15 protein-coding genes and 1 pseudogene are annotated in these 12785 nt (G+C 66.3%); 7 read left to right on the top strand and 9 right to left on the bottom strand.

All coding sequences use genetic code 11. The features are described from left to right. Window positions 1-7 precede the first annotated feature (7 nt). Window positions 8-592 carry a TetR/AcrR family transcriptional regulator gene (locus tag J2Y49_RS30090; protein WP_310119275.1) on the bottom strand — a complete coding sequence of 195 codons (585 nt, stop codon included), beginning with the start codon at window positions 590-592 and terminating at the stop codon, window positions 8-10. A gap of 216 nt (window positions 593-808) precedes the next feature. On the opposite strand from J2Y49_RS30090, the gene J2Y49_RS30085 reads away from it, so the two are divergent. The 3 genes from J2Y49_RS30085 to J2Y49_RS30075 are packed head-to-tail and all read left to right on the top strand — an operon-like array spanning window position 809 to window position 3050. After that, window positions 809-1222 (top strand): DUF350 domain-containing protein, encoded by a 414-nt coding sequence (locus J2Y49_RS30085; RefSeq protein ID WP_310119274.1) that lies wholly within the window; start codon window positions 809-811, stop codon window positions 1220-1222. An 18-nt stretch (window positions 1223-1240) separates the two neighbouring features. Beyond that, window positions 1241-1837 carry a DUF1190 domain-containing protein gene (locus tag J2Y49_RS30080; protein ID WP_310119273.1) on the top strand — a complete coding sequence of 199 codons (597 nt, stop codon included), beginning with the start codon at window positions 1241-1243 and terminating at the stop codon, window positions 1835-1837. A 4-nt stretch (window positions 1838-1841) separates the two neighbouring features. After that, window positions 1842-3050 (top strand): glutathionylspermidine synthase family protein, encoded by a 1209-nt coding sequence (locus tag J2Y49_RS30075; protein WP_310119272.1) that lies wholly within the window; start codon window positions 1842-1844, stop codon window positions 3048-3050. Window positions 3051-3147: 97 nt separating this feature from the next. Here the strand turns inward: J2Y49_RS30075 and J2Y49_RS30070 are convergent, their stop codons facing one another. From J2Y49_RS30070 to J2Y49_RS30060, 3 genes are all read right to left on the bottom strand, one after another. Beyond that, on the bottom strand, window positions 3148-3342 hold the full coding sequence (locus tag J2Y49_RS30070; RefSeq protein WP_310119271.1) for a hypothetical protein: 195 nt from the start codon (window positions 3340-3342) through the stop codon (window positions 3148-3150). Between the two features lie 161 nt (window positions 3343-3503). Beyond that, window positions 3504-3827 (bottom strand): ester cyclase, encoded by a 324-nt coding sequence (locus J2Y49_RS30065; RefSeq protein ID WP_310119269.1) that lies wholly within the window; start codon window positions 3825-3827, stop codon window positions 3504-3506. A gap of 660 nt (window positions 3828-4487) precedes the next feature. Next, window positions 4488-5702: an acetyl-CoA C-acyltransferase gene (locus J2Y49_RS30060; protein WP_310119268.1), complete on the bottom strand. Its 1215-nt coding sequence runs from the start codon at window positions 5700-5702 to the stop codon at window positions 4488-4490. A 160-nt stretch (window positions 5703-5862) separates the two neighbouring features. On the opposite strand from J2Y49_RS30060, the gene J2Y49_RS30055 reads away from it, so the two are divergent. Next, entirely contained in the window at window positions 5863-6432 is a 570-nt protein-coding gene (locus J2Y49_RS30055; RefSeq protein WP_310119266.1) for a TetR/AcrR family transcriptional regulator, read from the top strand. A gap of 157 nt (window positions 6433-6589) precedes the next feature. Further along, entirely contained in the window at window positions 6590-6868 is a 279-nt protein-coding gene (locus J2Y49_RS30050) for an SDR family NAD(P)-dependent oxidoreductase (protein ID WP_310119349.1), read from the top strand. 64 nt (window positions 6869-6932) lie between these two features. Here J2Y49_RS30050 and J2Y49_RS30045 read toward each other — a convergent pair whose 3' ends face one another. After that, window positions 6933-7187: a hypothetical protein gene (locus tag J2Y49_RS30045; RefSeq protein ID WP_310119265.1), complete on the bottom strand. Its 255-nt coding sequence runs from the start codon at window positions 7185-7187 to the stop codon at window positions 6933-6935. An 88-nt stretch (window positions 7188-7275) separates the two neighbouring features. Continuing rightward, complete coding sequence (locus J2Y49_RS30040) at window positions 7276-8127, bottom strand: alpha/beta hydrolase (RefSeq protein ID WP_310119348.1); 852 nt, start codon at window positions 8125-8127, stop codon at window positions 7276-7278. A gap of 562 nt (window positions 8128-8689) precedes the next feature. Between J2Y49_RS30040 and J2Y49_RS30035 the strand changes: the two genes are divergently transcribed. Next, window positions 8690-9100 carry a hypothetical protein gene (locus J2Y49_RS30035; RefSeq protein WP_310119264.1) on the top strand — a complete coding sequence of 137 codons (411 nt, stop codon included), beginning with the start codon at window positions 8690-8692 and terminating at the stop codon, window positions 9098-9100. Between the two features lie 354 nt (window positions 9101-9454). Here the strand turns inward: J2Y49_RS30035 and J2Y49_RS30030 are convergent, their stop codons facing one another. Next, on the bottom strand, window positions 9455-9889 hold the full coding sequence (locus J2Y49_RS30030) for a DUF983 domain-containing protein (protein ID WP_310119262.1): 435 nt from the start codon (window positions 9887-9889) through the stop codon (window positions 9455-9457). Between the two features lie 112 nt (window positions 9890-10001). Continuing rightward, window positions 10002-11408 (bottom strand): PLP-dependent aminotransferase family protein, encoded by a 1407-nt coding sequence (locus J2Y49_RS30025; RefSeq protein WP_310119260.1) that lies wholly within the window; start codon window positions 11406-11408, stop codon window positions 10002-10004. Window positions 11409-11473: 65 nt separating this feature from the next. Here J2Y49_RS30025 and J2Y49_RS30020 point away from each other — a divergent pair. Further along, window positions 11474-11578: pseudogene (locus tag J2Y49_RS30020) on the top strand (transposase domain-containing protein); the annotation flags it as partial. A 206-nt stretch (window positions 11579-11784) separates the two neighbouring features. Here J2Y49_RS30020 and J2Y49_RS30015 read toward each other — a convergent pair. Further along, on the bottom strand, window positions 11785-12785 hold a 1001-nt coding region (locus J2Y49_RS30015), incomplete at its 5' end, for a carbohydrate-binding domain-containing protein (RefSeq protein ID WP_310119258.1).

The raw sequence follows: 12785 nt of genomic DNA, 5'->3' as shown, positions 1-12785 counted from the left end.
GAAGCGTTCATCGTCCGGCTCCGGTCCTGGCGGTGGCGGTTGCGATGCCGGTGAGGATCGCGTCGGCGATTGCGCCGGCCAGCGTGGAGAGCGGCGCCGTCTGCCGGCCATAGACCTGCGACTGGACGTTCAGCACGATGGCGCCGATGACGATGTAGGACAGCGCGTCCCGGTCGGCCGGAACGATGCTGCCCTCGGCGATGCCGTCGGCGACGATGCCGCAGATCACGTCCACCGGCGTCTCCTGGCTCCTGGGCACCAGCGGCAGCGATTCATGCTGCGACAGCAGAAGGAAGCGGGTGCGGTCGGGGGCCGCCTCCGCCAGATGGAAGGCATGGTGGATGACCCGCCGCAGCCGATCCGGCGCCGGACCCTGGCCGGCCGCGTCGCGCAGGCTTTGCGACATGGCCGTGTATTCCGCCGCGAACAGGTCGGCCGCCAGCTCCTCCTTGCTCGGCCAGTGGCGGTAGAGCGCCCCCTCCGACACCCCGGCGGCGCGGGCGATGTCGCGGACCGTCGTCGCCTTCACCCCCTTCTGGGCGAACAGCGAGATGGCGGCATCGCGGACCTTTTGGCGGACATCGGTGGACATGGCGCCCCTATGTGAATGAATGTTCACTCACACGGTGGCGATGCCATTTCATCTGCGCAACAGCGAAAAAGGATAGGTCGCTGCCTCCGCCCTGCGGCCCGGAGGCTTACCGCTTATGATCCGGCGCGGCTCGACCCACACCGGCCCGTCCGGCCTTGTCGGACGTCTGCAAACGGTGCAACGCTGTGGGGTGGCGATGCAACGTTGGATAAAGGTATGCCGTCGGTTCTCCAATCTCTGACCACCCTGCCGTCATACCTGCTCTTCGCCTTGGTGATGCTGGGGTTCCTGCTGCTGTTCATCCTGGCCTACACCGCCGTCACCCCCTATCGCGACCTGGTCCTGGTCCGTCAGGGGAACACGACCGCGGCCCTCACCCTGGGCGGCGCCATGATCGGCTTCGCCCTGCCGTTGACGAGTGTCGCGTCCAACACCAGCAGCATCGTCGATCTCGCGGTGTGGGGAGTGATCGCGCTGGTGTCGCAGCTCCTGGCCTATGTCATTGGTTCGCGCGTGCTATTGCCGGAATTCCGTGCCGGCGTCGAAGCCGACCGCACCGCTTACGGCATCCTGCTCGCCAGCCTGTCCATAGCGGTCGGGCTGTTGAACTACGGCTCGCTGACCTATTGATCGAAGGATGGTTTTCCGATGAAGCGCTCGCGCACCGTGGCGGCCCTGCTGCTGGGCGGCATCAGCCCGATCCTGGTCGCCTGCGGCGAGGACAGCCCCGAAGAGGCGACCGTCTATCCCTCTGTCGAAGCCTGCACCGCCGAGATGCCGGCGGGCGACTGTGCCGCGGCCTTCGCCGCCGCCCGCGAGGAGCATCGGTCGGGCGCCCCCCGCTTCGCCAGCCGGGAGGCCTGCGAGGCGGAGATGGGCGAGGGAGCCTGCACCCCGGCCAATGAAGGGGCGAACGGAGGCGGGGGCGTCGGCATGGGGAACGTTTTCGTCCCGGCGCTGGTCGGCTTCATGATCGGCCGCAGCCTGACGGGCGGTTACGCCCAGCCGGTCTATTTCGACCGCCAGGGCTATGCCCGCAGCGGCAACGCCCGGATCAGCCAGATGCCGCTCCCGCCGCAGCGCCGGGAGGAGGTCCGTCCGGGTTCCGGGGGCACGGCCTCCAGTTCCGGCTCCTACTACCGGCCGGGCGCGGGCAACGCCGGCAAGTCCTTCACGGTCACCACGACCGGGCGCAGCGCCGGCTTCGGTTCGACCGGTTCGTCGCGCGGCTTTTCGGGGAGCTGAAGCCATGGAGCGCGTGCCGACGCCGCCCCGCCCGCAGTGGCAGGCCAGGCTCGAGGAGATCGGCTTTCCGTTCCATACCGACGCCGACGGCACGGCCTATTGGGACGAAAGCGCCCATTGGCGCTTCTCCCTCGCCGAGATCGAGACGCTGGAGGCCGCCGCCGAGGAGGTCTACCGGCTGTGCGAGCAGGCGGTCGGCCATGTCGTGGAGCGCGGTTTGTACGAGGCGGTCGGACTTCCCCGCTGGGCGGCCCCGGCCATCGAGGGGAGCTGGGCGGAGCGTGACGGCCGGGACATGGCGCTCTACGCCCGCTTCGATTTCGCCTGGGACGGCAAGGGCGGGCCGCCGAAGGCGCTGGAGCTGAACGCCGAGACGCCGACCTCGCTCTACGAGACCGCCGTCGCCCAATGGTGCTGGCTTCAGGACACACATCCGGACGCCGACCAGTTCAACAGCCTGGAGGAGGCTCTGGTCGGGCGCTGGCAGGCGCGGATGCAGGCCTTTCCTGCCCTGGCGTCGCAGGGGGAGGCGGTTCATTTCGCCTGCCTGATGCCGCATCCGGAGGACGAGGCGACCGTCGCCTATCTCCAGACCCTGGCCTTGCGCGCCGGCATGACCACCAAGGCGATGCCGATCCAGGCGATTCGCTACGACGATGTCTCCGGATGTTTCCTGGACGATGCCGGCCTGCCGATCCGGCAGCTGATGAAGCTGTATCCCTGGGATTGGATGATCCGGGAAGAGACCGGCCGCGAGCTGGTGACCGCCGCGGCTCAAGGGCGGATCCGGATGATCGAGCCGGCCTGGAAGATGGTGATGGCGTCGAAAGGGCTGTTCGCCCTGCTGTGGGAACTGAACCCCGGCCATCCCAACCTGCTGCCGACGGCCCTCGACCGCACCGGTTTTTCCGCCGGCAGCATCGTGGTGGCGAAGCCGCTGCTCGGCCGCGAGGGCAGCAACGTCAGCATCGCCACCCTCGACGCCGCCGGCTTTCCGGTCGGTCAGCCGATCGCCCAGACCGAGGGACCCTATGTCGACGAGGGATGGGTGTACCAGGCCTTCACGCCGCTGGCGGAGACCGACGGCAACCACGCCGTCTTCGGCGTCTGGATGGCCGGCGACAAGGCTTGCGGCCTAGGAATTAGAGAGGACCGCGCGCTCATCACCGGCAACACCAGCCGTTTCGTCCCGCATGTGATCGCGTCAGCCTGAGGACGCGGCCGGCCGGCGAATTGACAAATTCTGCCATAGCTCGACGCTGTTGCACCGAGGCAGCAAAGGCTGATGCCGGCGGGCTGGCGATCCCTGATCACACAACGCTGACGGAGTCCGGGCGTCCGAGATCGAGCATGCGATTCAGGATTAGGATGGCGACGCCGATCTCGGTCTGTTGCCGGTCGTCGGTTTGGAACCGTAGACCATCCCCGATGACGTGTTTGTAGCGGCTAAAGAAGGCCTCCACGAGCGCCCGCAAGTTGTTGCCGGACGTCGCCTGCCACGCCATGCGGCCACCTGCGACGATAGTCTGCAGATGCCGATCCCGCGGTGTCGGTGCGCTCTGCACGGTATCGCTGGGTACCGCGGTAGAGCGCGGCGGCACGACTAAGCCCGCCCCGGTTGCCGCTTCTTCACGGCGCCGGCGCGTGCCGGGTTTCTCGACTATTACTACAGCCGAGCATCCTCGACCTTCAGCAGGTCGGAAGCGATGAAATGGAATGGCTGTCCCTTGCCGGCCGTGTCGCCGAACCTGCCACTGAAATGGCCGGTGAAGGTCATGTGGACGGTGACGCCCAAATCCGGCACGGCGATGCGGAATGCGCGGGTGGCGAAGGCCGGTCCCTCCGGTCCCTGTGGCCGTCCGGCAGGCAGGGTACGGTCGGTGAAGCGGTCGGAAATTGCCTGCTTCAGATAGGCCTCGTCTCCGGTGTTCCAGAAATCATAGAAGGCGCGCACCGACCCGACGGTCGCATCGCTGCGGGCATCGGGCATCGGGCATCGGGCTGCGGCGCCGACATGACCAGATCACGGATCATGAGGCCGTCCGCAGCCAGGGCGGCACCGGCGGGGATGGAGCCCAGGACCGCCGCGAACAGAGCGGCGCGGGCGAAATTGTGGATCGCAGCAGTCATCGTGATCTCCGGAACATGGGGTGCAATGGGCGGGCAAGGCGGGTCAAGCGATGGCGCCGCCGCCCTCCACGCGCACGGTGGAACCGGTCGCGAAGGGCGTGGTGGCGAGGAACAGCAAGGCATTCGCGATGTCCTCGGGCTGTCCAACCCGGCGGGATGGCAGGCGCTAGGCCGCGCTGGCGAACATCGCTTCCCGTTTCTCTTCGGACAAGCCCGACCACAGCGGTGTTTCGATCAGGCCGGGCGACACGGTGTTGACCCGCACCGGGCCGCCGGAGGTTTGCGCCGCGGAGACGACGACGTGGTCCCGTCAGTGAAATAGCTCTCGATGGCCTGCAAGTCGCGGGTGTCCAGCACGGCGGCGCAGCACGGCGGCGCGCGCATCGCCGCCAATCCTGGCCACCTTCGTTTCAGCCATGCACGGCGTATGCGTCCATCAGGCGGGTGGAATAGACCAGCGCCGCCCCGGCGTTCAGTGCGACGACAACGCCCATCGCGATCAGTTCCCATTCCGGGCGCCTCATCCGACCCTTTCGATGGCGATGGCCGTGGCTTCTCCGCCGCCGATGCACAGCGACGCGACACCCCGGGTCAACCCGCGCGCGGCCAGCGCGTGCAGCAGAGTCACGATCAGCCGCCCCCCGGTCGCACCGATCGGATGGCCGAGCGCACAGGCGCCGCCATTGACGTTCAGGCGGTCGGGGGCGATGCCCAGGTCACGCTGGGCCGCCATGGCGACGACTGCGAAGGCTTCGTTGATCTCGAACAGGTCGACATCGCCCACCGACCAGCCGACCTTGTCCAGCAGCTTGGCGATCGCCGGGATCGGGGCGGTGGTGAACCAGGCCGGGTCCTGGCTGTGGGTGGCATGGCCGCGGATTTCCGCCAGGATCGGCAGGCCGGCCGCTTCGGCAACCGACCGCCGGGTCAGCACCAGCGCGGCGGCGCCGTCAGCATTGGTGGACGAACTGGCGGCGGTGATCGTTCCATCGCGGCGGAAGGCCGGCTTCAGCGCCGGGATCTTGTCGGGGGAGACCTTCAGCGGGTTCTCGTCCTGCCCGACGATCCGCTCCCCGCCCTTGGCCGGGACGGCGACCGGCACGATCTCGGCTGCGAAGGCGCCGCTCTCCACCGCCTTGCGGGCGCGGGTCAGCGTCTCGGCCGCATAGGCGTCCTGTTCGGCGCGGGTGAATCCGTAGGCTTCGGCCGTCGCCTCGCCGAAATCACCCATGGCCCGGCCGCCCTCATAGGCGTCCTCCAGCCCGTCCAGCATCATGTGGTCCAGCAGCCGGTCATGGCCGATGCGGTAGCCGCCGCGCGCCTTCGCCAGCAGATAGGGGGCGTTGGTCATCGATTCCATGCCGCCGGCAACCACGATGTCGGCCGATCCGGCACGGATCAAGTCATGGGCCAGCATGGTGGCCTTCATGCCCGACCCGCAGACCTTGTTGATCGTCGTGGCACCCGTCGCATCGGGCAGTCCGGCGCCGCGGGCCGCCTGCCGGGCCGGCGCCTGCCCCTGTCCGGCGGGCAGCACGCAGCCCATCAGCACCTCGTCGATGCCGGTGGACGGGATCCCTGCGCGTTCCACCGCCGCAGCAATCGCGCGGGCGCCGAGCTCTGTTGCCGGCAGCGCCGCCAAGTCCCCCTGGAAACGCCCGAGCGGCGTGCGAACGGCGGACACGATGACGACGGGGTCCTGGATGGAAAGGGCTCGGTTGAGGTCGTTCTGCATGGTCGCGCTCTCCGGATCGGTCACGCCCTGTGGACGGGGCATTTAAATGATGAACGTCATGTTTGCATAATTGATGATGACCGTCATATAATTTGTCAACGGACCTCGGAGAGTTTTTCGCGAGAGACGCCGGTCGGGCTCCGGCTACGGAAGGTGCATCATGCGGGTGAGCAAGGAACAGGCGGCGGAGAACCGGCGCCGGGTCGTGGAGGTGGCAAGCGCCCTGTTCCGCGAACGCGGCTTCAACGGCATCGGCGTCGCCGACCTGATGAAGGAGGCCGGACTGACCCATGGCGGCTTCTATGGGCAGTTCGCGTCCAAGGAGGATTTGGCTGCTGAGGCCTGCGCCAGCGCGATGGCGATCACGGCACGGCGCTGGGCCGAGGGGCCGGGAACGAAAGGCGATGACGGGCTGGCCGCGATGCTCGAAAGCTATCTGTCGCCGCGTCACCGCGACCACAGTGCCGCCGGCTGTCCCATCGCGGCGCTTGGCGTCGACGTGGCCCGGCAAGGCGGGGTGGCGCGCAGTGCCTTCACCCGGGGATTGCGCCCCTTCATCGACCTGCTGCAGGGGCTGGTGCCGGGCCGCTCGGAGGAGGCGAAGCGCAAGGCGGCGCTCGCCACCCTGTCGGGCATGGTCGGCGCCCTCATCCTCGCCCGTGCCGTCGACGACCCCGCGTTGTCGGACGAGATCCTGGAGGCGGCACGCACCAGCCTGACCAAGCCCTGAGCCCGGAGCGGGCCATCCGGTCAATCCGCCACCTCTGCCGGAATCGTGGTGTCTTTGGCATTTCAGACAAGGCGGCTGCGTCATAATCTGAGTCCTGCCGCCGCATCCACAGGCTTGCGGCTTGCGGGCAAGACAAGGCTGACAGGGCAGGGCGGGAATCGGCCGCGGGCTGGCCGAGGCGTTTCACAAGCTGGGCAATCAGGTCATCGTCGCCGGCCGGCGCAAATCCCTGCTGGAGCAGGTGACCGCCGCCAACCCCGGCATGAAGGCCGTCGAGCTGGACATCGCCGATCCGGTCAGCATCCAGGCCGCGGCCGAGCGTCTGATCGCCGAGAACCCGACGCTGAATGTCCTGATCAATAACGCCGGTCCGAACGAACATGCGCTGGTGATGGGCTTCAACAGCTACATCGCCGAGAATCCGATTCCGGTCTGATCGGATACGACGCAGGAAAGGGCCGCCGGACGAAGGTTCGGCGGCCCTTTCCATTGCGTGTGCTTCATTCGGCCGGGGCCTCGACCATCCGCGGCGCCTTGGCCGGGGCGAATTCCGGCAGGCAGGCCAGCACGACGCAGAACGCGCCGACCCAGCCCAGCTCGCGCACGCTGCCGACGCTCAGCACCAGCCATCCCAGAGCGACTCCTAGCGAGAAGCCGGAATAATGGAAGGAGGCATTGACCGACAGGATGATCGGCGCATGCTGCGGCCCGGTGATCAAGCGGGTGCAGAAAGCGCTGATGGAGGCCCAGGCCAATCTCAGCCATGCCGGGCGCCTGTCGCTGGTGAGGGGCGTAGTGTCCGCGCACCGTGTCGTCCCGCCCGTGTTGGGGGCGAAACATCCTTCAGGCCTTGAAGAAGGCCAGCAGGTCGGCGTTGATGGTTTCCGCATGCGTGGTCGCCATGCCGTGCGGAAAGCCCTTGTAGACCTTCAGCGTGCCCTTCGGCAGCAGCTTGGACGACAGCAGGGCGGAATCGGCGATCGGTACGATCTGGTCGTCGTCGCCGTGCATCACCAGGACCGGGACGTCGATCTTCTTCAGATCCTCGGTGAAGTCGGTTTCCGAGAAGGCCTTGATGCAGTCGTAATGGGCCTTGGTGCCGCCCATCATCCCTTGCCGCCACCAGTTGTCGATGATGCCCTGAGAGACCTGGGCGCCGTCGCGGTTGAAGCCGTAGAAGGGCCCCGACGGGATGTCACGGAAGAACTGGGCGCGGTTGGCGGCCAGCGCGGCGCGGAAGCCGTCGAACACCTCCAGCGGCAGGCCGCCGGGATTGGCCTCGGTCTTGACCATGATCGGCGGGACGGCCCCCAGCAGCGCCGCCTTGCCGGCCCGCGAGGTGCCGTGACGGCCGAGATAGCGCGCGACCTCGCCGCCGCCGGTGGAATGGCCGACATGGAAGACGTTCTTCAATTCCAGCCCGGTGACGACGGCCAGCACGTCGTCGGCGTAGGTGTCCATCTCGTTGCCGGTCGCCGTCTGGGTGGAGCGGCCATGTCCCCGCCGGTCATGGGCGACGACGCGGTAGCCCTGGTTCAGGAAGAACAGCATCTGGGCGTCCCAGTCGTCGGCGGTCAGCGGCCAGCCATGGTGGAACATGACTGTCTGGGCGTCGTGCGGTCCCCAATCTTTGTAATAGATCGATACGCCGTCCTTGGCGGTGACGAACCCGTCTTCGGTCTTGCCGTTGGTCATCGTCCGTTTCCCTTCCCCTTGCTGAACAGAGCCGTTTCCGGCGGGCTGGCGTTCGGCCGCCGCGGCGGTGGTCGCGATGGCGGTCCCGGCGATCACGGTGCCGACGGTTCCAACGATGAAGCTGCGGCGCGTGGCATCCTGCGCCGACGTCGAATCCTCGGATCGCATGGTTCAAGTCCTCATATGTATGCGTCGACGGTTCGGCTGATTGGCGCCGCGGTTCGCCAGTGCTCCAATGGGTACCGGAATTGGGCACTTTTCAAAGCTATCCCTAGGTATTGACAATATTTTTAGGGAAATAGCCGGGGTGCACAAAGGGGTTGGTATAGATTGTTTTGTATCTTTATTTGCGGTTATCTCGCAAAAAAGGGACGCAACCTCCTCCATTCGATATCCCGGATATGCCGTTTACCTTGGTTTGCGGAGTCTAAATGACGGAATTCTCATAAAATTCTTCGTGCGTTCCGGATGGTCGAAATAAGGGGAAGGGTTATGGCATCGTCGAAATCCGCCCGCGCCGTCGCGTCCCACCGCCATCCTGGCACTATCGATCGGCAATGCGGTGGAGCTTTACGACTTCACCATCTACAGCTTCTTCGCCCTGACCATCGGCAAACTGTTCTTTCCGGTCCAATCGGAGTTCGGTCCGCTGCTGCTGGCGCTGCTGACCTTCGGCATCGGCTTCGTCGTCCGGCCGCTGGGCGCACTTCTGTCGGATCGCCTGGACCGGCGCCGTCCCTTCGTCGTCTGGACCGCCCTGGCGAGTGCGCTGCCGACCTATCCCGCCTTCTGGGTGCTGTCCCATGTCGCCAGCGTTCCGGCGGCGTTGGCGGCGGTCGGGCACGTCACGGCCTGTGCTTTGGCCACCGTCTGCGGCGCCTCGAGAATGTGCGAAGCGCAACGGTCGCGGCAATCCAGTGTCAATCTGCTCGAGATTGGGACCCTGGGTCGGCGCGGAAAAGGGATTCCGTAGAACTGGTAAGGACGTGTCGCCCAGGTGGTCGGCACGACGCGGTACGGCGGACCTTCGCGATCCTCTCCACAATCGGGCATCCCTCGACTGGCCTCCATGGCAACAAGGCGTCGATATCCGAGGTCTCGACCATAGCTCAGGGGTGTGTTCGGCAGGCGCTTATGGTCTGCTGGTTTCGTTATTCTTCTTCGCTCGATCCTTCTTCGCTTGATCGTGATGCCACTTGATGGCGAAGAACATGCCTGTGCCTAACACAATAATCTTGAACGGAAAGAAGACTAAAGGGAACCAATCATACATTTTGAATATCTCCAAGCTATGACGCCAGCTATCGTCAGGAGAACCTGACGGCAGTCAGGTCGAGCGCGAGTTTTTGCCTGCGGGCGAGACCACAGGCGGCTGGGTTGGCGTGGCTGTACCGAAACGGGCTTCCTCGGCCTTGTAGAAGTACTGGCTGGCCACCAGCCAACCCTTCAACGGCCGCAAGGGTGGAATACAGGTCAGCAACAGGAACGGCAGGGTCGTGACGAGGTGCACCCAGTAAGGGGCCTCGAACTTGGCCTCGATCCAGAGCGCCAGGATGACCGTGGGAATGCAGGCGAAGCAGATGACGAAGAAGGCGGGGCCGTCAGCCGGATCGGCGTAGGAGTAGTCCAGGCCACAGACCTCGCAGTGGGAGCGTAGCGTCAGGAAGCCGCTGAACAGATGACCCTGGCCGCAGCGTGGGCAGCGACCACGCAGGCCGGTGCTGAAAGGCGGAAGAGGCGGCCATTCCTGGTCGGATGACATCGCGTGTTCCTTCGGGAGGCAATCGCAGACAATGTCTGCATGCAATGGAAAATCGTATGCTCCATGGAAGCCTACAATGTCAACCCAAATGCATGCAATATGCCGGCGGAATTCATACAACCATGGAAGACATGGCAGGTGCCTCGGCAAGAAGGTCGGCCACTTGCCGCAATGCCTCGCGCACACCCTGGCGGTCCTTCGGGGCGCCGAGCGCGACACGGACAGCCTCCGGCGGCGTCGACACGGCAAAGGCATCGCTGCCGACGATACCAATCCCCGTCCCACGCAGCCGCATGATGAACTCGCCGCGGGTCCACTCGTTGAGCAGCCTTAGCCATAGGTGGAATGCACAAGGGCTGGCCTCGACGGCCCCTGACGGCAGCGTTTCCCTCGCAATCGCGTGCCGCGCCGCCGTCTCCTGCCTGATGCCCGCAATGATGCTCGCTGCCTTGCCATTGTCGATCCAGCGTGTCGCCAGCGCCGTGGTCAGCGGCGACGCCATGCCCGTCGTGGCCCGCACAGCCGCGGCCAGCCGGGAAACCTGGCGGGGCTCGGCCACGGCGAGGTAGGCGATGCGGAGTGCCGGTGAGACGGATTTGGCCAAGCCAGAGACGTGGAAGACGGACTCGGGCGCCAGCGCCGCCAAGGGAGGTGGCGCATCGGGTGCCAAGGCGCCATAAGCGTCATCCTCGATGATGCGCACGTCATACTGGCGCGCAATGGCCACCAACGCCTTGCGTCGGTCCAGCGGCTGTGTCGCTGTGGTGGGATTGTGCAAGGTCGGGGTGCAATACAGCGCCTTGGGGCGATGGGTCCGGCAGGCCTCCTCGAAGGCCTCGGGCAGCAGGCCGTCGCCGTCCATGGCCAGTGGCGCGAGCCGCAGCCGCAGATGCGCCGCCAAGCTGCGGAAGCCCGGATAGGTCAGTGCTTCGCAGCACACCACGTCGCCCGGCTCGCACAGGACGCTGAGCGAGGCCAGCAAGGCGCCCTGTGCGCCCGCGCAGACCAGCACCCGCTCCGCAGGCACGGCTAAGCGGCCTTCCAGCCAACGCGCTCCGGCCTGACGGTCGGCTTGGCTGCCGCCGACCTGCTGGTAGCGAAGCAGCAGATCCAGGTCCAACTCAGCTGCGAAGGCGCCCATGTCGTGCCGCAGGTCGTCCTGCAAGCCCCGCCCCATGGGCAGAGGCGGCGCGTTCATCTGGAGATCGGCGGGATGCGCCGCATGCCGGGGGTCGGGCGGCATCGGCGGTGCGGCTCGGTTTGCGCACACGAAAGTGCCCCGGCCGACGCACCCTTCCACCAGACCGCGTCGGGCCGCCTCGGCATAGGCGCGCGTAACGGTCGTGAAATCGACGCCCAGCTTCCTGGCAAGGAGACGCTGCGGCGGTAGGCGAGTACCCGGTGTGACGTGCCCTGCCCGAATGCCCTCTTCCAGGGCATCGGCGATGGAGCGGTACACCGGGCCTGCCGAGCGATCGATTGTCGGCACCCAAACCAGATCGTCAGCGGAGTGCGACACGCATCAACCTCATCTACATACAATGCGGCATTGTAGTCCCAAATTGTATGCAGTTAAAGGAAATAGACGTTGACCCGCAGGCGTGGCTGGTCGACGTGCTGGCGCGCATCGCCGACATGCCGCAGAACCGCCTGCCCGAACTGCTGCCCTGGAACTGGAAGGCAGCCTGACCCCGGCACTCACCGGATGCTTACCCCATAGGGACAGGCCCCATGATTCAGCTTCCCAGGGCCGTCGCAAGGCGGCACTCGGCGGAGGGGTCGCCCGGACCGTCGGGTAAACTTGGATCACCGGGGCGCCCGTACTGGCACAAAAATAGCCCGCTCCGCTGCCGTGTGTGCCACGGCAACGGAGCGGGCTGCCTGCCCGTGCAGCGTTACGCCGCCAGGAGGTGCGGATCGATGTGGTCCGCCAGCGTGTGGACGGCGTCCAGGTTCATGCCGGACAGGTCATCGCTCACCGGCATGTGCGCGACCTGGTCCGTGACATTGGTCGCCGGGGTCGCGTCCTGGCTGGAGGCCACGTGCGCCCACACGTCCGTCTGCGCGTCGGCCGGCTCGACCGACAAAGCGGCGACCTTGGCGGCCGGGAAGAACGACTTGTCGGCGTTGACGACGAGCGTGCCGTTCCACCACAGGCCGGCCTGGCCATTGACCACGTGCTTGCCGTCCAGCGCGCCCTTGTCGTAGGTGACGGTGCTGTCGGTCGGCAGCACGGCCTTGCCGTTGATGGTGATCTTGTTGACGTACAGGGTGCGGTCCTGGCCGTTGATCACGGTGTCGTTGTCGTACTGCACCTGCACCTTGTGGGCCGCATCAAGAGTCGCGGAGGTGGTGAAGGTGTAGTCCTTGGCCGTCTGCGTGCTGTAAGCCTGGCCGATCGCCTTGCCGTCCATCAGCACCTTGAAGTGCGCGTTCGTGCCACCCGCCGGGGAGCCGGAGATGTTGACGGTGATGGAGGACGTCCCGAGCGTCGGCGTCGGGACCGGAGTCGAGGCCGGCGGCGCGGGGACGTTGGTGGCGCCGGTCTCATGGGCGCCGAGGTCCGGAGCGGAACCGTTGAAGGAGAGACCGACGTTCACGCCCTTGTCGATCAGGCTGCTGCCCGACGACAGACGCAGGAAGTCCAGCGTGGGCAGCGCACCGTCGGCACCGCGCGCGCCGAACGCGCCGCTGCCGTTGAGCGACAGAAAGTCGGAAGCCTTTGGCGCCGCGGCCATGGTCCAGGAGTTGTGATCGCTGGTGCCCGAGGTCTGCACCTTCCCGGTGCCGAACGAGACATCGTTGCGGAAGGTGTGGGCGCCGTCCCAGAAGCGGTAGTTGTACTGGCCGTTGTTGTAGGCGGTGTTGTTGTTCAGCGTGAGCGGCTGGTTGGCGC

Source organism: Azospirillum sp. BE72 (genome assembly GCF_031455875.1).
In the GTDB taxonomy this organism is placed as follows: Bacteria; Pseudomonadota; Alphaproteobacteria; order Azospirillales; family Azospirillaceae; genus Azospirillum.
The sequence above is the reverse complement of the archived record's forward strand: the minus strand, read 5'-3'. Positions and strand labels throughout refer to the sequence as shown.